Below are 19587 nucleotides of genomic sequence, written 5' to 3'. Positions count from 1 at the left end.
GACCAGCGTGAATACCGCTGCGACGGAATGGCTTCGGGTACTGCGTGCCGATCGGGCGCCCCGCCGTCGGCTCGTCTGCTTCCCGCCCGGTGGCGGGTCGGCCCCCGCCTACCGGGCACTGGCGGGTCACCTCGGTGCCGGTGTCGAGGTGATCGCGGTGCAGTATCCCGGCCGTCAGGACCGGCTCGCCGATCCGGTGATCACGGACCTGCACGAGCTGGCCGACCGGATCGCCGAGGATCTGCTGCGCGGGCCGGGACCGGCCCGCGTGCTGTTCGGGCACAGCATGGGCGCCACGGTCGCCTACGAGACCGCCCGCCGCCTCGCCGTCGCGGGCGAACCCGCCGCGGCGCTGATCGTCTCCGGTCGCCCCGACCCGACCCACGTCGACACCGGCCGCCTGCATCTGGCCTCGGACGACGCCCTCATCGACGACCTCGAACGGCTCGCCGCCGACCCGGCCCCGGTGCGGCTGCTGCGCACCGAGCCGGGCCTGGCCGATCTCGTCCTGCCCGCGCTGCGCGCCGACTACCAGGCGGTGGAGACCTACGCGCACCGGCCCGGCCCGGTGCTGACCTGCCCGGTCCTCGCCCTCGTCAGCACCGAGGACCCGACCACCACGGTCGAGCAGGCCGAGCGGTGGCGCGGGGTGAGCGAGGGGCCGTTCCGCCTGCGGACCTTCCCCGGCGGGCACTTCTACCTCGACGAACGCCCCGCCGAGGTGGCCGGGGAGATCACGCGGCACCTGAGCTGAGCCTGCGGTGGCGCTGCGCCAGGCGCCAGTAGCCCACCCACGACACGAGCACCGCCACCGCGGCCAGCAGCCGGACCAGACCGAGCGCGCTGTCGGGATAGATCACCCCGGTCAGATAGTGGTCGATGAACCCGGCCTCGGGCAGCTGGGCCACCCCGGCCTGCCGGCGCGCCCAGTTCTCGGCGTAGGTCAGCGGGCAGTCGAAGCCGATGAGGATGGTGCCGAAACCCCACGACGCCGCGACCAGATGGACGCCGATGGTCCGGGGCCACCGCCACGCCAGGAAACCACCGGCGACCACGTACGCGATGAACGCGACGTGGGTGACGGCGATCAGATCGGCCAACACCCGGTACGGCACCCCTCCAGGATAGGGACCCGCGCGTGCCCCCGGAATCATGATCAACATTCCGGTTCGGCATCGCTTCGGCGATCACCAGGGCGAGGGGCGATAGTCCTTGAGGAAGCAGCCGTACAGGTCGACGCCGTTCTCGCCCTGCACGATCGGGTCGTAGACGCGGGCGGCGCCGTCGACCAGATCCAGCGGAGCGTGGAAGCCCTCCTCGGCCAGTCGCACCTTCGTGTAGTGCGGGCGCTCGTCGGTGATCCAGCCGGTGTCGACCGCGGTCATCAGGATCGAGTCGGCCTCGAACATCTCCAGGGCGCTGGTGCGGGTCAGCATGTTCAGCGCGGCCTTGGCCATGTTGGTGTGCGGGTGGCCCGGCCCCTTGTAGCCGCGGCTGAACTGGCCCTCCATCGCGGAGACGTTCACGACGTACTTGCGCCGCCCCGCCGCGGCGGCCATCGCCGGGCGCAACCGCGACACCAGGATGAACGGCGCGACCGAATTGCACAGCTGCACCTCGAGCAGCTCGGTGGCGTCGACCTCGGCGACCGTCTGCACCCAGCTGTTGGTGTGCGCGAGATCGGGGACCAGCCCACCCGCGTCGATCGCCACGCCCGCCGCGATCCGCTCGGGGGTGGCCGATCCGGCGACCAGCGCCAGCTCGGCGACGTCCGCGGCCGACAGCGACGGTGTCAGCGAGGCGGTCAGCGCGGTGGGATGGGCCTGCATGGTCTTGCCGAAGGTGACCATCTCCGGCAGCGCGCCCACCGGCAGCGGCGCCGACTCGGCGTCGACCAGGGCGCTGTAGGCGCCCACCGAGCGGCGCACGGTCTGCGCGGCGTTGTTGATCAGGATGTCGAGCGGGCCCTGCGCGGCCACGTCGTCGGCCAGGGCGACGACCTGGGCGGGATCGCGCAGATCGATCCCGACGATGCGGAGCCGGTGCAGCCAGTCGGCGCTGTCCTCCATCGCGGCGAAGCGCCGGATCGCGTCGTTGGGGAAGCGGGTGGTGATGGTGGTGTGGGCGCCGTCGCGCAGCAGCCGCAGGGCGATGTACATGCCGATCTTGGCGCGGCCGCCGGTGAGCAGCGCCCGTTTGCCGGTGAGGTCGGTGCGGGCATCGCGCTTGGCGTGGCTCGCGGCCGCGCACTCGGGGCAGAGCTGGTGGTAGAACGCGTCGACCTGGGTGTAACGCTGCTTGCAGATGTAGCAGGGCCGCGGCCGCAGCAGGGTGCCCGCGCTCGCGCCGGTGGTCGCCGAACTGATCGGGATGCCCGCGGTCTCGTCGTCGATGCGCTGCGGCGAGCCCGTCGCGGTGGCGGCGATGACCGCGCGATCGGCGGAGGCGACCTGCTCGCGCGCCTCGATCCGGCGGCGCTGCTTGAGCTTTTTGAACATGTGCCCGACGGCGCGCTGCACCGCGATCGAATCGGGGTGCTCCTTCTCCAGCCGTCCGGCCTGTTCCAGCACCCGCAGACAGGTCGCCAACTCGTCCGGATCGATCGTGTTCTCGGTCATCGGGGCGCGCGGCATTCCTTCGTGCGGGAGCGGGGGACGACACTCATTGTCTCATTGGCCGTCGAGCGGACCCGCTGGGTATCGTGGTGGACCGCTGCCGCAACCGCGCGGTGGCCACCGAACCCGACGGAGCAGCCCGATTTCCCCGCTCGACACCGATACCGCAGACGCGCCGCGCAGGCGCAGGCTCGAACCCGACGAGCGACGCGCGCAGATCCTGGCCTGTGCCATCGACATGTTCGGTGAACGCCCGTACGCGGCGGTGTCGACCGCGGAACTCGCCCAGCGCGCCGGGGTGGCGCGCGGGCTGATCAACCACTACTTCGGCAACAAGCGCGACCTGTATCTGGCCGTCGTGCGCCGCATGGTGACGTTGCCGCGGCCGGAGAAGGTCACCATTCCCGAGGGCTCCCCGCGTGAGCGGGTCGACGCCATCGTCACCTGGCTGCTCGACACCATCGTCGAACACGGCACCACCTGGGTGAAGGTCACCAGCCACGAGGGCGTCGGCGACGATCCCGAGGTCCAGCAGATCCTCGACCAGGCCGACGACGCGGCCGCCGAACGCATGCTGGTGATGATCGGGCGCGCCGATCTGGCAGACAGCGCACAGTTGCGCGCGCTGGTCCTCGCCTACGCGGGCCTGGTGAAAGTGGCCGGGCGCGAGTGGATCACCCGGGGCACCCTGACCAGGGACGAGGTGCACCGGCTGCTGACCGACACGTTGCTCGCCGTCATCACCGAGACCATCCCGTCGGTGCAACCGCGTTCGGACGCGGTGGGCTAGGAGTCGAGTCCGCGCTGTCGCGGCTGCGGCATCGCGATGTCGCGCGCGCTGTAGCGCTGCGCGCCCCTGTGGCCCGGCGCGTGCCCGCTGCGGCCGTAGGACAATTCGATCCGCTGTTCGCGACGGTGCTCGAACAGCAACGCCCCGATACCGCCCAACAGGAACACCGCCGTGGCGATGCCGGCGACCACGGCCCAGCCGAGGTGGCCGGTGCCCGCGGCGACGAGCGTGCAGGCCAGGCCGACCACGCCGATCCCGCAGGCGATGATCCCGGGCACGTTGTAGTCGTCGGCGAGCAGGTCGCCGGCCTGGGCGTGCCAACTCGGCCGGTCTGCGGGAGTGGTGCTGCCGGACATTGTGTCCTCCTCGCGGGCTCGGACTGCGCGCAGTGGTTCACCTGATGACCAGCATGGACCCGCACCGGGTCGGCAGGCAAAGGTGTTTGCGGGTTCGTTACCGGCGTCCGGACCCCCGGATCGGCCGTCTGTGAGGTCTGGGCGCATTTCGCGTTTGCGCTGAAGGACGGGGCGGGAGTCCCTATCCTCTTCGCGTAACCCGGTGCCGCATGGTGTTCGTTTCGCGCCGGGGGGATCGGAGAGGGACCCGGGGTTGATGGCACGGTACGAGGAATGGGACGACGACCCCGAGGAGGAGCTCGACGAACGGCGCTGGAACGGGCAGCGCTGGCCGCACGCGACCACCGTGGACCGCGGGTCGGGCGGGGGCCGTGGGGAGCAGCCGCGGGTGAATCCGTACGCGATGGTCGCCCTGGCCGCGGCACTGGTGTTGCTGTTCCCGATCGCCATCGTCTTCGGGCTGCTCTCGTTCGGTCATCCCCGGGGGCGGGGAATCGCGACGTTCGCGTTACTGCTCGGCATCGCCGAGGTCGCGGCGGTGGCCACCGCGGGCCTGGTGCTGTTCGGTGGGCTGGACCTCGACGTACCCGCGATGGCCCAGCAGCCGGCCACCGTGACGGCGGTGTCGACCACTGTGCCGTCGCAGGGCACGCCGACGGCGACGGTCACCGGGACGGTTCCGGTGGTGAGCCCGGCGGGCACCGTGGTGGAGAAGGGCGCCGCCTGCTCGGCCGACCGGGCGGGCCTGCTCGGCGTCGCGGCAGACGGTGCGACATTGCTCTGCCTGCGCAAGGACGGCGATTACACGTGGTCGGGGCCGTTCAAGGTGTCCGGGTCGTATTACACCGCGGGGGCGAGCTGCGATCCGTCGGTCGACAAGTCGGGGCGCACCTCCGACAATCACGCCCTGGTCTGCGAGGGCAAGGCGGGCTCGGCCACCTGGGTGCCCTGGACGGAATAGGCCGCGCGCGGCGAGACCGTCGGGTCTCGCCGCACGGGAGCCGTTCAGCCCTGGCGCAGGGCGGCGAAGTCGGCGGGCAGTTCGTCGTCCTCGATCACGCGCATCTCCATCGGGCCGCCGGTGTAGGAGTCCTCGCCGATGATCATCAGGTCTTCGTCGAAGGACCAGAAGATCACATTGCGCATCCGCAGCAGATAGTTCTTGTCGGCCTGGGCGAACTCACCCGCCATCGGATGCTGCACCATCAGGGCGCCCGGCTGGATCATGGTCAGCCTGCCCTCGATGACGATGCAGTGATCGTCGACGACCATCCGCTCGCAGAAGAACTCGAGCACGTGCCCGTCGTTCTCCACGAGGTTGCGGTAGTACTCCGTGACCCCCTCGCGGGTCTTCGGGCCGACGTCGCCGGTGAGCTGCCAGAAGTGATAGTTCGTCGCCGCGCCGAGCGTGCCGACGAGGGTGTCGAGATCGCCGTCGCGCTCGGCGGCCGCGTGCACCCGCATGCGTTCGAGCATGGTGCGCTGGCGCGGGGATTCGGTCGTCGCGAGCCGGGCGGTGATGCAGTCGACGAGGTGGCTGCGATCGAGTTCGAGCATGGGTCGTGCCTTTCTGAAGGGAGTGAACGGTCGAGCGGAGTCAGGGCAGCAGGGCGCGCCGGCCGTGGGCCGCGAAGGCGGCTTCGCGGTCCGCGCGGTCCGCGGCGGTGAAGGGCCGGTAGCCGGTCTCGGTGGCGAGCAGCAGGGGATCGTCGGTGAGCCAGGCCTGCCGGCGCAGAGTCTGTTTGTCGAGCTTGCCGGTGCCGGTCAGCGGCAGATCCGCGACGACGCGCACCAGGCGCGGTCGCCACTTGGTGCCGAGATCGGGCTGGGCGGCCAGGAATTCGCGCAGCTCGGCCGGATCGAGCGTGTGGCCGGGGAGCGGCAGCAGCGCGGCCATCACCTCGTCACCGGTGCGCGGGTCGGGCACGCCGTACACGACGGCGGTCGCCACCGCGGGGTGGCGGGCCAGGATGCGTTCGATCGGGGCGGTGGTGAAGTTCTCGCTGTCGACGCGGATCCAGTCCGAGCTGCGGCCCGCGAACCAGAAGGTGCCCTCGGCGTCGCGGTAGGCGAGGTCGCCGGTCCAGTAGTCGCCGTCGCGGACCTTGTCGGCCATCGCGCCGGGATTGTTGTAGTAGCCCTCGAAGCGGGCCGCCGCGCCGCGCACCACGATCTCACCGATCGCGGCGGCGGCATTGCGCAGGCGCCCGTCGTCGCCGAATTCGGCAGCGGGACAGGGCTGTCCCTCCGCGCCGACGATCTCGAGGCCCATGGCCGGATCCGGCGTGCCGAGCGCCCCGGGCGGCGTGGACTCGGTGCGCAGGATCGTGCACACCCCCTCCGAGGACCCGTAGGACTCCACGATCCGGCAGCCGAAGCGGCGCTGGAACTCCTCGCGGTCGCGGGTGGAGGCCTCGGTGCCGAAACCGAACCGCAGCCGGTTGTCGGCCTCGTCCGGATGCTCCGGCTGCGCGAGGACATAGGACAGCGCCCGGCCGACGTAGTTGAAGAAGGTGGCGCCGAAGCGCCGCACATCGGGCCGGAATCCGGAGGCGGAGAAGCGCGGTCGCATCGCGTACGTGCCGCCGACGGCGAGGATCGGGGCCCAGGCTGCCATCAGGGCGTTGCCGTGGAACAGTGGCATGGCGTTGTAGGCGACGTCCTCGCGGGTCAGGCCGTGCACATTGAGCTGCCCGATGGCGGCGAGCCGGAACGACGAGCAGATCACCGCTTTGGGCGCCCCGGTCGAGCCCGAGGTGAACAGCAGCAGCAGGGTGTGGCCGAGTCCGGCCGGCGGTGGTGCGGTGTAGGCGGCGCTGTCGTCGACGAGGGTCCGGTAGCGCTCGCCCTCGGCGTCGATCACCTCGACGTCCGGCAGGTCGAGACCGTCGAGCAGGGCCCGATGCGACGCGCCGACGAGCAGTGTGCGGCAGTCGGTGCCGCGGATGTCGGCAGCCAGTTCCGCGCCGCGCCGGGTCGGGTTGACGCCCACCACGGTCGCCCCGCAGAGCGCGGCCGCCGCGATCACCAGCAGATACTCCGGATCGTTGTCCATCAGCACGCCGACGTGCCACGGACCGGGGCGGCGGAGCTCGGTGAGCACGGTGGCGCGGTGGGCGGCCGCGGCGACGAAGGCCCGCCAGGTGAGGACGTCGTCGCCGAACAACAGGGCGGGGTGGTCGTCCTCGGCGCGGGCGAGCAGGAGCTCGGCGACCGAGCTGGACGCGAAGGGTGATGTCACGGGCGCTCCAGGGCAGCATTTACATTACGTTGTGCTACGGAACATAAATACGCGCGCTGTGTGCCGTCTCCGTTTTCGCGATAATGGCACGCACATCGAGAGCAGGGAGGCCGAGGACCGTGAGTGGGACACCGCCCGCCGGGCGGCCGCGGGACGCCCGCATCGACGAGGCGGTGCTGGCCGCGGCCCGCGATCTCGTCGCCGAGGTGGGCTATGCCGACCTGACCTTCCGCGCGATCGCCGAGCGCGCGGGGACCTCGGTGCCCGCGATCCGGCGGCGCTGGGCCTCCAAGGCCCACTTGGTGCACGAGGCGGTCTATCCGTCCGATGCCGTCGCCGCGCCCACCGGAGCCGCCGACCTCAGGACCGAGGTGCGGGCCGTGGTGCAACGCTGCCTCGAGATCGTCGGGTCACCGGCGGGCAGGCGGGCCACGCCGGCCCTGATGAGCGAGCTGATGGCCGATCACGCGCTCGAGGAGGAACTCAGCGCCCGCCTGCTCACCTCGGGCTGGGACAGCCTCGCCGCCCGGCTGGCCGAGGCCGCCGCCCGCGGCGAGGCGCGGCCCGACGTCGACCTCGGCCTGTTCATCGAGATGGTGTTCGGCACGACGCTGGTCGCGCTCGTCCTGCGCGGCCGCTCCGCGCTCGACGAGACCTGGGTCGACGGCCTGGTCACCACCCTCGTCGACGGTCTCGCGGTGCGCTGACTCAGTCGCCCTTCTTGGCCCGGCTCGGCTGCACCCGCGGCGGCTCGTTGGGCATCTTGGGGTACTGCGGTGGCCACGGCGCGTCCATCATCCCGGCCGCCATGTCGCGTTCCGACATCGCCAGCAGCGGCTCGATCGACTGCGGCGTACGGTCGGCCCACGGATCGCCCCGCTCGGCCAGCCGGGCCGGGACGGTGGACAGCGTGAGCTCGTCGGGGACCACGGTGTCCAGATCGTCCCAGGTGATCGGCGTCGAGACCTGGCCGCCGACCTTGGGCCGCACCGACCAGGCGCCGAACACGGTCTTGTGCGGCGCGTTCTGGTTGAAGTCGATGAACACGCGCGAGCCGCGTTCCTCCTTCCACCACTGGGCGGTGATCTCCTCGGGGTGCCTGCGCTCGAGTTCGAGGGCCAGCGCCACGGCGGCGGCCCGCACTTCGTAGCCGTCCCAGCGCGGCTCCAGCGCGGCGTAGATGTGCAGCCCGCGCGACCCGGAGGTCTTGATGCGGCAATCGATGCCGAGTTCGGCGAGCAGTTCCCTGGTGCGCACGGCGGCGCGGCGCAGATCGTCGAAGCCGATGCCGGGCGAGGGGTCCAGGTCGATCCGCAGCTCGTCGGCGATCTTCAGATCGGGGACGTGATTCGGCCAGACGTGGAAACCGAGGCAGCCCTGGTTCACCGCCCACAGGATGTGGGCGAGGTCGTGGGCGACGAGCGCGTCGCTGGTGGTGCCGTTGGGCGTGGACACCTCGACTGTGCGCAACCAGTCCGGCGCCGACTTGGGCACCCGCTTCTGGAACCACGACTTGCCCGAGGCGCCGTCCGGATACCGCTCGAGCAGCAACGGCCTGCCCCCGATCACGCCGAGCAGCGGCTCGGCGACGGCCTGGTAGTAGCGCACCAGATCGAGCTTGGTCTCGCCGCGCTTGCTGAAGTAGACCTTGTCGGGATTGCTGATCGACAGCGTGCGCCCGTCGACCTCGACCTCGGTCGCCGCGCTCATCGGTCGCCGCCGAAGATCGCGCCGAGCTCGGCGGGGGCCACCTCGTCGAGCTGGGCGTAGGTGCACGAGTCGGGGGTGCGATCCGCCCGGAACCGGACCAGCCTGCCGCCGTGCCGGAACCGCCCGGACTGCACGTGCTCGTAGCGCACCTCCGCGACCAGTTCCGGCCGTAACGGCTCCCACGACAGGTCCTTGCCGCCGGTCCATCGGCTCACCCCGCCCGGCATCTTGCCTCCCGCGGTGGCCTGTGCGACGGCGTCGGCCCAGTCGCGCCAGGGATGGTCGGCCAGGGCGTTCTCCCGCAGCGGCGCGAGCTCGCCCAGCAGTTCGCGGCGCCGGGCGGCGGTGAAGCTGGACGCGACACCCACGTGGTGGAGGTCGCCCGCCTCGTCGAACAGGCCGAGCAGCAGCGACCCGACGCCCTCGCCGTCCTTGTGCATCCGGTAGCCGGCGACCACGCAGTCGGCGGTGCGCTCGTGCTTGATCTTGAGCATCACCCGTTTGTCCTGCAGGTAGGGCAGGTCGTCGGCCTTGGCCATCACCCCGTCGAAGCCTGCGCCCTCGAACCGGGTGAACCAGTCCTGGGCGACGTCGGGATCGTGGGTGATCGGGGTGAGGTGGATGCGGCCCGGCGCCGCGTCGAGCAGCTTCTCCAGCTCGGCGCGGCGCGCGGTGAACGGCTCGGTGGTCAGGTCGCGATCGTCGACGGCGAGCAGATCGAAGGCGACGAAACTGGCCGGCGTCTCCGCGGCCAGCTTGTTCACCCGCGAAGCCGCCGGATGCAGCCGCTGCTGCAAGGTGTCGAAATCCAGGCCGTCGTCGGTGACGACGACGATCTCGCCGTCGACGACGCAGCGCTCGGGCAGCGCCGCGCGCAGCAGCTCGACCAGTTCGGGGAAGTACCGGGTGAGCGGGCGGTCGTTGCGCGAGCCCAGTTCGATCTCGTCGCCGTCGCGGAACACGATGCAGCGGAAGCCGTCCCATTTGGGCTCGTAGCTGAGCCCGGCCTCCCGGGGCAGCGACGGTGTCGACTTGGCCAGCATCGGACGCACGGGCGGCATCACCGGTAGATCCATTCGATCCTCCTCGCGGGTGGGCTCACCCGTGTCGACGTCGCGGACGCGGCCGATTCATCGGTGCCGGATCGATCGTAGGGCGACCCACCGACAGCGGCGCGGACCTCGACGCCGCGTCGCTCAGCCGTCGAGCCAGCCGTGTTCGTCGGCGAAGAGGGTGAAGCGCTCGCGGATGGTGATGATCTCGGCCGCCGTGAGCGCGGGGGAGGCTTCGAGCAACAGCTCGGTGATCTGCTGCCGCAGCTCCTCCTGCCCGAGCCGTCCGTTGGCGCGGTCCTTGCGGGCCTTCGGCGCGGGCGCCGGCGCGCCCACGGCGGTCAGGTTGACGGCCTTGGGGCCGCGATCGCCCTCGGTGACGTCGAATTCGAACAGCCGCCCCTGGCGCAGTTCGTCCTCGTCGAGGCCGATGTCGTTGACATGAACGAACACATCGGGCCCGCCGTCGTCGGGCCGGATGAACCCGAAACCCCGTGACCCGTCGAACGACACCAATTTCCCGATGGACACCGACCAGCTCCTCGCTCCGCTTCCCGGGCCACTCTAACGCGGCATTTGGGCGTTTTTCCGGGAAAGCGCCAGACCACCGCGACGGGCCGGCGCGACGCGGCCCGACCGACCTGGCACGGTCACGATCCGGTCACTGATTGTTCACATCCGCTCGTTAGCGTGCCGAATCCGTTCGAACTGGTGAGGAGGCTGCGACGCGTGTTCGACCCCGGGTCGGGGATGAGGTCGGGGGGAGACGACGCCGCGCGCGGCGTGCTGACGGCGTATTCGCGTGCGGGCACGGTGCCCGCGTGCTTCCGGCCGCCCGCACCGCCGATGGCGGTGCTTGCGCCGCGACCGCGTCCGGCGCGGGTGCCGCTGGCGCCGGCGCAGGAACGCATGTGGCACGCGGCCCGGCTCGGCCGCTCCGCGGACTGGAACGTGGCCGTCGCGATGCGGCTGCGCGGCGCGGCGGTCGACGTGACGGCCCTGCGCGCGGCACTGGCCCATCTGGTGGCGCGCCACGAACCGCTGCGCACCCGCTACCCGGCCACCGAGCACGGTCCGGTCCAGCAGGTGGCCGAGCCGGCCGCCGTGGAGCTGGACGTGATCGAGAAGGAGTGCACCGGAAGCGATCTCGGTGCGGCCGTCGCCGAGCTGGCCGCGCGTCCGTTCGACCTCGCCCGTGACCTGCCGCTGCGGGCGGGGCTGTTCGTCCTCGGCCCCGGCGAGGTGGTGCTGACCCTGGTCGTGCACCACATCTCCGTCGACGGCCGCTCGATGGGCCCGCTGATCCGCGATCTGGTGACCGCCTACCTGGCCTGCCGGGCCGGGACGACGCCGCGCTGGACGCCGCTGCCCATCACCTACACCGACTACACGCTGTGGAAGCACGCCCAGCTCGGCGAGTTCACCGACGAGTGGAGCCGGGCCACCCACCAGCTGCGGTACTGGGCCAACGCGCTGGCCGGCCGTCCCGCCGTGCTGGATCTGCCCACGCGGCAACACCTGTCGCCGCCGCCGGATCCGGCCGCTGGCGCGCTGATTCCGGTCGCCTTCGACGCGCGCGTGCACGCGGGGCTGCTGCGGCTGGCCCAGGATCGGCGGGCGAGCCTGTTCATGGTGCTGCAGGCGGCCTTCGCGCTCGCGGTGGGCGCGTTCGCGCGCAACGCCGACGTCACCGTGGCCACCGCGGTGCCCGGCCGCGATCACCGCCTGCTCGACGATCTGGTCGGCAACTTCTCCGACGACGTGCTGCTGCGGGTGCGCCTGGACCGTGCCGCCGATGTGGACGACCTCGTCGATCAGGTGCGCCGCGTCGCCCTGGCCGCCTACGCCCACCCCGACACGCCCGCTCCGCGGCTCAAGCGCTGCCTGCTGCAGGATCCGGCGCTGCCGCTGTTCCAGGCCACGCTGATCCTGCAGCGCGCGCGGGCCCCACACCCGGAACCCGCTGCGGCGCCGGGCCTGTCGATCACCGAGGTGCCGACCGGCGTGGTCCGCGCCAAGCACGATCTCGAATTCGGGCTCACCGACCGCTACGACCCGGCGGGCGCGCCCACCGGGATCGACGGATCCTTCCGGTACCCGATCGCCCGCTTCGACGACGACACCGCGCGCCGCTTCGTCGACCGGTTCACCGCGATCGTGCGGCTGCTGGCCGAGGGCTACCGCGGACCGCTTCCCGCCCTGCTGGCAGCGACGGGCGGTCGCGGCCCGGTGGCGGACGCGCGCCGGGCCGCCCGGGTACTGGTGTGAGTCAGCCGCCGCGCTCGAGCGGACAGCCGGCGTCGCGCCAGGCGACGATGCCGCCGGCGAGGCTGTAGGCGTCGTAGCCCGCGCGGTGGGCCAGCGCGGCGAACCGGAGCGAGGCCTCGCCGACCGGGCACACGAACACCACGGGACGCGAACGCGGGAACGGCATGCCCTGACCGAGCATCTCGTCGAGGTGGTCGTCGCGGATGTTGAGCGCGCCGGGCACGTGCCCGACGCGATAGGCCATCGCGCCACGGGTGTCGACGACGGTGGGTCGGCCGGTCCGGTCGAGCTCGGCCAGCTCGGCGGGGGTCAGGGTCGGCGCGGTCGAGGCGTCGGGTGGCTCGGGCGCCGCGGCCTGGCCGAACAGATCGGGTCGGCGCTTGGCGATGTAGGACAGGTACGGTTCCAGCCGGTCGCAGACGATGAGCACCGCCACCAGCGGCCGGTCCGCCGGGCGGGGCGCCGCGGCCAGCGTGCGCAGCAGGGCGGCGTACCCGGCGCCACTGGTCGGCCCGGCCAGCACGCCGTAGCCGCGGATGAGTGCGAGGGTGCCCTCGATGGCGCCCGCGGAATCGACGGTGACGATCTCGTCGTAGAAGTCGGGCTCGAACAGGCCGACCTCCCACATCTCGCGCTCGGAGCGGATGCCGGGGATGAAGTCGGCACGGTCGGAGACCACGCCGATCGTCCGGAGACCCGGATGGTGGCGCAGCAGCGTGGCGGCGGTGCCGCGGGTGGAGCCGGTGGTGCCGAGGCCGCCGACGAGGTAGTCCAGGTGCGTGATGCCCGCCGCGGCGAGGTCGGCGGCGATTTCGGCGCCGGTGCCGTCGCGGTGGGCGTCGAGATTGCGCTCGTTGGTGTACTGCGAGGGGTGGAACCAGCGGCCGGGCGCCTGCCCGGTGGTCTGCGCGATCACCGCCGAGACGTCGTCGGCGGCCTGGGGATCGGGGCATTCCGAGAGCCCGGGCAGCTCGACGATCTCGGTGTCGAGCAGCTGCAGCAGCTGCCGGACCTCGGCCACCCTGATCCGGTTGGTGACCGCCCGCAACGGGATGCCGTGCAGCGCGCCGAGCACCCGCAGCGCCTTGGCCGTGTTGCCGCTGGAGGCCTCGATGAAGGATTGCCCGCCCGCGGCGACCCGCTCGACGTCGTCGCGGATCATCGCCCACGCGACGCGGTCCTTGACCGAGCCGAACGGATTGTGCGACTCCAGCTTCGCGTACAGCTCGACCCCGGCCAGCCCGTGCGCGGCGGGATCGAGGCGCAACAGCGGCGTGTCACCGATGAGTTCGGTGATGTGGTCGTAGATCATCGCGGCACCGCCGTCTCGGGCCGGTACTCCGCGTCGGGACACAGCACGAAACCGCCTTCGCGCCGGATCACCGCGACCTTGGCGGGTTCGGGGTGCATGCTCGCGCGGGCCGCGGACAGATCCGTGTGGTAGGCGGCGGTATTGGCGAACACCACCGTGTCACCCGGACCCGGCAGTGCCTCGACGCGGACCTGACGCTGCGTGATCAGATCCCGTTCCAGGCACAGGTGCCCGGCGAAGTACACGCCGATGGGGTCGGGCGGGGCGTCGGTGAGCACGATCGGATCGATGAGCACCTCCTGGTCGGCGGCGGTGACGGTGTCGCGGCTCAGATCCAGGTGGACGAGCGTGGCGCCGTTGCCCGCGCGCTTGACGAATTCGACCGTGGCCAGCGTGATCCCGGCCTGATCGACCAGCGCCTTGCCCGGTTCCAGCCACAGGTCGAGCAGATTGTCGGCGAGCACCCGGCCCAGGGCGCGTCCGCCGTGTCCCGGCAGCGGCGCGGCCAGCAGCTCGGCGAGCATGGCCGGCGCGGACTCGGTGTTGGCGTACTTGTGGAACACCGGGGCGCCGTGCACCGCGCCGTCGGCGACGTGGTAGCCGAAAGTGTTGCCGCCCCAGTGCAATCGGGCGCTCGTGTCGAGCAGACCGGCCCGCAGCGCGGCGTCGTACCGGTCGTAGGCGGCCGCGTCGGCGGTGAAGAGCTGGCGCAGGCCACCGCCGATGTCGAGCACGCTCGGCGTCAGCCCGTGCTCGTAGGCGCGCTCGACCAGACGCAGACATTCCGCGACCGCGCGCACCCGCTCGGCGGTGGCCGCCGTGTCGAGGTGGAAGGCGAAACCCAACAGCCGCAGGCGGTCTCGATGCCGGGTCAGGATCTCCCACGCCGCGCCCATGTCGGCGAGATCGATGCCGAACCTGCTCACGGCGCTGCCGGGGAACCCGGAGACCCGCAGCAGCACCGGCACCGGCACCGCCGAGTCGGCGAGTGTCCGGAGTTCCCACAGGTTGTCGACGTTGACCGTCACGCCGGCCTCGAGCGCCGCCCGCAGCATCGCCGTGCCCTTGGGACCGGTCGCCTCGATGCGCTCGGCGGGAAATCCCGCGGCCAGCGCCGCGCGCAGTTCGGGCGCCGAGGCGACATCGACGGCGATCCCCGCCGCGGCGGCGGTGGCCGCGAAGGCGGCGGACCGATTCACCTTGTGCGCGTAGCAGATCCGCGCGGCCGGCGCGGCCGCGTCCAGCACGGCGCGCAGCGCGGCCAGGTTGCCGCCGAACACCTCCGGGAACACCAGGTGCACCGGAGAGCCGAACCGGCGCAGCGCGGCGCGCACGGCGTCACGATCGGCCAGGAACGCCGCGACCGAGGGATGCACCGCGGCGGGGACGGCGGGCGGGGTCATCCCACCGCCGCGCCCGGCGCCTGCGCGGCGGCCTCGTCGACCGGGTTGTACCCGCCGTCGCGCAGGGCCTCGAAGACCCGGAAGCGGTGGCGGGGGCTGCGGATCCGGGCCTCCACGCGCTTGGACTCCAGATCGATGGCGACCACCGGGATCTCCATCGAGGTCAGCACCGCGGTGATCGTGCGCACGCAGTGCCGGCAGCTCATGTCGGGCACGTAGAACACGCCGTCGTCGCCGTGCGCGTCGCTGAGCGCAGGGTCACCGTGCTCCTGCACCACGGTGACAGCCGGAGCCAGTGCCGCGAAGGTCTCGACGAACCGGTCGACCACGGTCGCCAGCACAGGCACCGAGCTTCCGTCGATCGCGTGCGGTGCGGCCGCCAGACAGGCAGGCCTGGTTCCGGTCGGCAGCAGCGCGTACTGGCGCGAGATCAGGTCCAGCTCGTCGTGGTACTTCGCCACGGCGGACTCGGTGTCGAGGCCCTCCTCGGTGGTGGCCCTGCGCATCACGGCCCTGGCATCGGCGAGGGTGGCGTCCTTCATCGCTCGCAGCACGGCGATCGACTCGGGGGAGTAGCGCACACTGCCGTCGTGCTGCGTGACAAGCCGCACCGGGATCATCCCGCGCCGGAACGTCGAGGCCTGCAGCTCCCAGAACCAGCGCGCGGCCACCGCGGCGAAGATACCGGAATCGCGCAGGCCCTCGGCGAATTCGACGATCCCCCGATACGGCGTGTCGGCGGCGACGAGCCCGTGCTGCACCAGCGCCCGCCCCGTGGCCTCCACACCGACCCGGAAGATCTCGTGCGGCTCGTGATCGGTGGTGGTGGCCGCGAGCACCGCGAGATCCCGCGCGGGCAGGGCCGCCGACCGCGTGGGCAACCCCGAGGCCGCGAGCGCGCGCCACAGCGCCAGCACGGTCTCGCGCGCGACGACCGCCAGCTCGGGACCGGCGCCGTCGGTGCGGAAGTATCCGGTGTTGGGCACGCCCGCGCTGTCGGTCCAGGTGAGCCGGTGGGTCGCGCTGGTGACCTGCTCCGGGCGGCACGGCCGCATGAACCGCTCGAGGTACATCCGCTGGGACTGGGTGAGCGCACTGTCCGGTTCGGGCCGTAATAGCGTGGCGCGGACCGTGATCCGCACCGGCGCGGCGGGCTCGGCGGCCGCGAAGATCCCCGGCGCGGCGACCTCGGCCAGTATCCGCGACGCGGCGCGGCGGTCGTAGTGCGGGGTGGGATCGATGCCCATCGTTGCTCCTCGGGTCGGCGGACAGGGGAGTGTTCAGGACCCGGCGACGCGGGCCACGCAGGCGGCGAACCGATCGATCTCGTCGAGAGTGTTGTAGAGGTGGGTGCTCACCCGCACCGACCCGGCGCCGGGCTCGGCCGACGGCACGCAGTGCGCGCCGGTGCGGACCAGGAAACCGGCGTCGGCCAGGACGAACCCGAGATCGGCGGCGCCGATGCCGTCGAGGGTGAACGAGACGATCCCGTACCCCACCGCGCAGCCCGCGTGCGCGGGCCCCGGCAGGAACTCGAGCCCGGGCACCGGGCGCAGGCCCTCGATCAGGCGCTGGGTCAGCACTCGGTTGTGCGCGGCCACCGCCGTCGGATCGAGTTCGTCGAGCAGATCGAAAGCCGGTGCCAGCGAGAGGATTCCGGGAATGTTGTGGGTACCGCCCTCGAGCAGGCCGGGCATTCCCGAACCGACCAGTCCGTCCGTGCCGAGGCGGACCCCCGAGTGTCCGCCGGGCAGGAACGGCCGCAGCCGGTCGTGGACGCGCCGATGGCAGTACAGCAGCCCGACGCCCGGGGCGGCGAACATCTTGTGTCCGGCGAACACCGCGAAATCGGCGCCGAGGTCGAGCACGTCGACCGGCAGGTGACCGCCGCTCTGCGCGCAGTCGAAACACAGCAGGATCTCCGGATCGATCCGGCCGCGCAGTTCCTCGAGCGTGCTCAGCCCGCCGTAGACGTGATGCAGATGGCTGGTGGTGATCAGCCGGGTGCGCGGGCTCACCTGGGCGAGGATGTCGTCGATGTCGGCCTCGCCCGCCATCGTGCTGCGGTAGGGCCGCAGCACGATCCGGCGTCCGAATCGGGCCATCGTGTCGCGCAGGTGGTGCCACGGCAGCACATTCGCCGCGTGATCGGCGGGGTTGTAGAGGATCTCGTCGCCGTCGTCGAGAGTGGCCAGGCCCCAGCTGTGCGCGATCGCGCCCAGCGCCGCGGTGGCACCGGCGGTGAACACGATCTCGTCCGGATGCCGCGCGCCGACGAAAGCGGCGGCTCTGCCCCGGATCGCCTCGATCCGCGCGGCCAGCGAGGTGGCCCACCCGTAGGTGCCGCGACCCGCGTTGGCGGTCTGCCTGGCGTGGTAGGCGGTCACGGCCGCGATCACGGTGTCGGGCTTCTGGGTCGTGGCCGCGCTGTCCAGATACACCACGGCGGGGTCGGCCAGCGCCGGGAAGCGGTCGCGGATCGAGCGGGGGACCGGGGTGGGCGCGTGCGAGGTCGCCGGGACGGCTTCGAGCGCGGGCCGGACGGGGTGCACCCGATCAACGATACGCGCGGCCAACGCTTTTCGGCTCGCGGTCAGTACCTGCCCTGCAGATAGTCGACGAGATGACCGCGCTCGGTGGCGAGTTCGGTGATCTCGCTCTTCACCACGTCGCCGATGCTGACGATGCCCACCAGCCGGTCGCCGTCGACGACCGGCATGTGCCGGATCCGGTGCTCGGTCATCAGGCCGTGCAGCGAGGAGACGTGATCGTCGGGCGCGCAGGTGCGGACACGTTCGGTCATGATCTCGGTGACCGGCCGGTCGAGCAGGTCGGCGCCGCGCCGGTGCAGGTGCCGGACCACGTCGCGTTCGGAGACGATGCCGCTGATGCGCGCGCCGTCGGGGGACACGAGGACCGCGCCGATGTTGCGCTCGGCGAGCACGGCCAGCAGGGCGCGCACGGTGGTGTCCGGTGGCACGGTCGTCACCGTGGTGCCCTTGTTGCGCAGGATCTCCGCTATCCGCATGTGCCGCTCACCTGTGTCGCGCCGGTATCCCTGTCCAGGATGCCCCGGCGGCGACCCGCTGACCAGCACGGAGACGTCACAACCGGCTATTCGTCGTCCAGCCCCGCCGACAGATAGGCGGCCGCGGCCAGCCACTGGCGGCACTGCGGGCCGTGGACGTCGTGCTGGGTGAGCAGGTCGCGGGCCTGCCGATAGGTGAGCGCGTGCGGTTCCTCGCTACAGGATCCGGAGGGGGCCGCGGCCGCGCCGAGGTACCGCGGGACCTCGAGGCCGGCGGTACCGGCCTGGACCCGGTGGGGTGTTCGAAACGGCGTGCTCATTCGAGGCCCCTCGCATCCTGCAGGGGAAGGCGGGGCGGCGGGTGCTCGCCGACGTACCTTCCGTGATCTTGCTGGCCGAGTCTACGGGTCTGTCGTTTGCAGATGCAAGAACATCTGCACGCTCGAAGTGGGCGTGTCGCGCTGTAGAAGGGGTTGTGGCACTGAGGAATTCAGGGGACTGGACGTCACCTACCGGGGGCGCTCCAAGATCGTGGCCTCGGGTAAGTACCGACCGGTGCGCGGCTATGTGAACCGTGTTAATCTCCCGGGCGAACAGTGCAGATGCAAGAACATCTGCGCGTACATCTGCAAGTTTCGTACCGATGGTCATCATTCGAGATCGAGGAGTGTGGCGTGTCCGGAATGCACCATGATCAGCGCGAACGCCCGGCAGACGGCGCCTGGCGCAAGAGTACGTTCAGCAACCCCAGCGGCAACTGCGTCGAGGTGGCCGAAGCGTCGGACGGATCGGTGGCCGTGCGCAACTCGCGCGACCCCCACGGCTCGGTGCTCTTCTACACCCGGCCCGAGATCGACGCCTTCATCCGCGGCGCGAAGGCCGGAGAGTTCGACTACCTGACCCGGTGATCGGTAATATCACCGTCCATGACGGCTGAACCCGACGAGATCGGTCGCGTGCAACCCGTTGTCGATCGTGGCCCCACCGTGCTGCGTATCGCCCTCGGTGGTCAGTTGCGCAAACTGCGCGAGAGCAAGGGGATCACCCGCGAGGCCGCGGGCGACGCGATTCGTGGCTCGCATGCCAAGATCAGCCGGCTCGAACTGGGACGCACCGGATTCAAGGAACGCGACATCCGCGATCTGCTCACGCTCTACGGGGTCCACGACACCGTGGAGCGTGAGTCGTTCTTCGAGCTCGCCAGGCAGGCGAGCGAGCCGGGATGGTGGCACCGCTACAGCGATCTGCTGCCCTCCTGGTTCAGCACCTACCTCGGGCTCGAGCAGGCCGCGAGCCAGATCCGTACCTACGAGGCGCAGTTGGTGCCCGGGCTCCTGCAGACGCCGGAGTACACCAGGGCGATCGTGACCCTCGGTTTCGACGACGCCGACACCGAACGCCGCGTCCAGGTCCGCCAACGGCGCCAGGACGTGTTGCGCCGGGTAGATCCGCCGGTCGTGTGGGCCGTCATCGACGAGGCGGTGCTGCACCGGCCGATCGGTGGCCGCGAGGTCCATCGCGCGCAGCTGCGCTATCTCGCCGAGTTGTCGGAGCTGCCGCATGTCACGGTGCAGGTGCTGCCGTATTCGGCGGGCGCGCCCACCGCGGCGGGCAGTTCGTTCAGCATTCTGCGCTTCGCCGAGCCGGAACTGCCCGACATCGTCTACCTCGAACAGCTCACCAGCGCGCTGTATCTCGAGCGCAGGCAGGACCTGGCGCTGTATCTGTCGGTGATGGATCAGCTCAGCGTGCAGGCCGCGCGCCCGGACCGTTCGCGCGAGATTCTGCTGGAATACGCCGATCGCGACTGAG

21 protein-coding genes are annotated in these 19587 nt (G+C 71.4%); 7 read left to right on the top strand and 14 right to left on the bottom strand.

What is annotated here, in order from left to right; all coding sequences use genetic code 11:
* The first annotated feature begins 7 nt into the window (after nt 1-7).
* A complete protein-coding gene (locus tag DFR69_RS17915) occupies nt 8-754 on the top strand; it encodes a thioesterase II family protein (RefSeq protein ID WP_110038733.1) in 747 nt (248 codons plus the stop codon).
* On the opposite strand, the gene DFR69_RS17910 is transcribed toward DFR69_RS17915, so the two are convergent.
* A complete protein-coding gene (locus DFR69_RS17910) occupies nt 735-1115 on the bottom strand; it encodes a DUF2784 domain-containing protein (protein WP_110038732.1) in 381 nt (126 codons plus the stop codon). The two genes, DFR69_RS17915 and DFR69_RS17910, sit on opposite strands and share 20 nt — an antisense overlap.
* Before the next feature lie 72 nt (nt 1116-1187).
* Nucleotides 1188-2618, bottom strand: coding sequence for an SDR family NAD(P)-dependent oxidoreductase (locus DFR69_RS17905; RefSeq protein ID WP_110038973.1), 1431 nt, complete (start codon nt 2616-2618; stop codon nt 1188-1190).
* Between the two features lie 235 nt (nt 2619-2853).
* Between DFR69_RS17905 and DFR69_RS17900 the strand changes: the two genes are divergently transcribed.
* Nucleotides 2854-3405 carry a TetR/AcrR family transcriptional regulator gene (locus tag DFR69_RS17900; RefSeq protein WP_244198330.1) on the top strand — a complete coding sequence of 184 codons (552 nt, stop codon included), beginning with the start codon at nt 2854-2856 and terminating at the stop codon, nt 3403-3405.
* Here the strand turns inward: DFR69_RS17900 and DFR69_RS17895 are convergent.
* Nucleotides 3402-3761, bottom strand: coding sequence for a hypothetical protein (locus DFR69_RS17895; protein WP_110038731.1), 360 nt, complete (start codon nt 3759-3761; stop codon nt 3402-3404). The genes DFR69_RS17900 and DFR69_RS17895 overlap by 4 nt on opposite strands.
* A 256-nt stretch (nt 3762-4017) precedes the next feature.
* On the opposite strand from DFR69_RS17895, the gene DFR69_RS17890 reads away from it, so the two are divergent.
* Nucleotides 4018-4722 carry a hypothetical protein gene (locus DFR69_RS17890; protein WP_110038730.1) on the top strand — a complete coding sequence of 235 codons (705 nt, stop codon included), beginning with the start codon at nt 4018-4020 and terminating at the stop codon, nt 4720-4722.
* Between the two features lie 44 nt (nt 4723-4766).
* Here DFR69_RS17890 and DFR69_RS17885 read toward each other — a convergent pair whose 3' ends face one another.
* Nucleotides 4767-5318, bottom strand: coding sequence for a hypothetical protein (locus DFR69_RS17885; RefSeq protein ID WP_110038729.1), 552 nt, complete (start codon nt 5316-5318; stop codon nt 4767-4769).
* A 40-nt stretch (nt 5319-5358) separates the two neighbouring features.
* Nucleotides 5359-7002, bottom strand: coding sequence for an AMP-binding protein (locus DFR69_RS17880; RefSeq protein ID WP_110038728.1), 1644 nt, complete (start codon nt 7000-7002; stop codon nt 5359-5361).
* Nucleotides 7003-7121: 119 nt separating this feature from the next.
* Between DFR69_RS17880 and DFR69_RS17875 the strand changes: the two genes are divergently transcribed.
* Nucleotides 7122-7709 (top strand): TetR/AcrR family transcriptional regulator, encoded by a 588-nt coding sequence (locus DFR69_RS17875; RefSeq protein WP_244198329.1) that lies wholly within the window; start codon nt 7122-7124, stop codon nt 7707-7709.
* Nucleotide 7710: 1 nt separating this feature from the next.
* Here DFR69_RS17875 and ligD read toward each other — a convergent pair whose 3' ends face one another.
* The 3 genes from ligD to DFR69_RS17860 all read right to left on the bottom strand — a co-directional run bounded on the left by ligD (nt 7711) and on the right by DFR69_RS17860 (nt 10295).
* On the bottom strand, nt 7711-8712 hold the full coding sequence (gene ligD, locus DFR69_RS17870; RefSeq protein WP_110038727.1) for a non-homologous end-joining DNA ligase: 1002 nt from the start codon (nt 8710-8712) through the stop codon (nt 7711-7713).
* Nucleotides 8709-9788: an ATP-dependent DNA ligase gene (locus tag DFR69_RS17865; RefSeq protein ID WP_186817482.1), complete on the bottom strand. Its 1080-nt coding sequence runs from the start codon at nt 9786-9788 to the stop codon at nt 8709-8711. The genes ligD and DFR69_RS17865 overlap by 4 nt, the downstream gene beginning before the upstream one ends.
* Nucleotides 9789-9908: 120 nt before the next feature.
* Nucleotides 9909-10295 carry a cold-shock protein gene (locus DFR69_RS17860; protein WP_232998739.1) on the bottom strand — a complete coding sequence of 129 codons (387 nt, stop codon included), beginning with the start codon at nt 10293-10295 and terminating at the stop codon, nt 9909-9911.
* A 198-nt stretch (nt 10296-10493) separates the two neighbouring features.
* Here DFR69_RS17860 and DFR69_RS17855 point away from each other — a divergent pair, with 198 nt between their 5' ends.
* Nucleotides 10494-12032 carry a condensation domain-containing protein gene (locus DFR69_RS17855; protein ID WP_110038969.1) on the top strand — a complete coding sequence of 513 codons (1539 nt, stop codon included), beginning with the start codon at nt 10494-10496 and terminating at the stop codon, nt 12030-12032.
* A gap of 1 nt (nt 12033) precedes the next feature.
* On the opposite strand, the gene DFR69_RS17850 is transcribed toward DFR69_RS17855, so the two are convergent.
* The 6 genes from DFR69_RS17850 to DFR69_RS17825 all read right to left on the bottom strand — a co-directional run bounded on the left by DFR69_RS17850 (nt 12034) and on the right by DFR69_RS17825 (nt 18095).
* Entirely contained in the window at nt 12034-13344 is a 1311-nt protein-coding gene (locus tag DFR69_RS17850) for a pyridoxal-phosphate dependent enzyme (protein WP_110038725.1), read from the bottom strand.
* Entirely contained in the window at nt 13341-14747 is a 1407-nt protein-coding gene (locus DFR69_RS17845; protein ID WP_110038724.1) for an alanine racemase, read from the bottom strand. The genes DFR69_RS17850 and DFR69_RS17845 overlap by 4 nt, the downstream gene beginning before the upstream one ends.
* A complete protein-coding gene (locus DFR69_RS17840; protein WP_110038723.1) occupies nt 14744-15994 on the bottom strand; it encodes a heavy-metal-associated domain-containing protein in 1251 nt (416 codons plus the stop codon). The genes DFR69_RS17845 and DFR69_RS17840 overlap by 4 nt, the downstream gene beginning before the upstream one ends.
* A 33-nt stretch (nt 15995-16027) precedes the next feature.
* Nucleotides 16028-17299 carry an aminotransferase class V-fold PLP-dependent enzyme gene (locus DFR69_RS17835; RefSeq protein ID WP_110038722.1) on the bottom strand — a complete coding sequence of 424 codons (1272 nt, stop codon included), beginning with the start codon at nt 17297-17299 and terminating at the stop codon, nt 16028-16030.
* A 41-nt stretch (nt 17300-17340) separates the two neighbouring features.
* Nucleotides 17341-17775 carry a CBS domain-containing protein gene (locus DFR69_RS17830; protein ID WP_110038721.1) on the bottom strand — a complete coding sequence of 145 codons (435 nt, stop codon included), beginning with the start codon at nt 17773-17775 and terminating at the stop codon, nt 17341-17343.
* A gap of 86 nt (nt 17776-17861) precedes the next feature.
* Complete coding sequence (locus DFR69_RS17825) at nt 17862-18095, bottom strand: hypothetical protein (RefSeq protein WP_110038720.1); 234 nt, start codon at nt 18093-18095, stop codon at nt 17862-17864.
* 363 nt (nt 18096-18458) lie between these two features.
* Between DFR69_RS17825 and DFR69_RS17820 the strand changes: the two genes are divergently transcribed.
* Together DFR69_RS17820 and DFR69_RS17815 are read left to right on the top strand one after the other, a co-directional pair.
* Complete coding sequence (locus tag DFR69_RS17820) at nt 18459-18683, top strand: DUF397 domain-containing protein (RefSeq protein WP_110038719.1); 225 nt, start codon at nt 18459-18461, stop codon at nt 18681-18683.
* 18 nt (nt 18684-18701) lie between these two features.
* Complete coding sequence (locus DFR69_RS17815; protein ID WP_110038718.1) at nt 18702-19586, top strand: helix-turn-helix domain-containing protein; 885 nt, start codon at nt 18702-18704, stop codon at nt 19584-19586.
* Nucleotide 19587: the final 1 nt, after the last annotated feature.

It is taken from the genome of Nocardia neocaledoniensis (assembly GCF_003182135.1).
GTDB classification, from domain to species: Bacteria; Actinomycetota; Actinomycetes; order Mycobacteriales; family Mycobacteriaceae; genus Nocardia; species Nocardia neocaledoniensis.
Note: the sequence above shows the minus strand (reverse complement) of the source record. Positions and strands in the feature narration are given on the sequence as shown.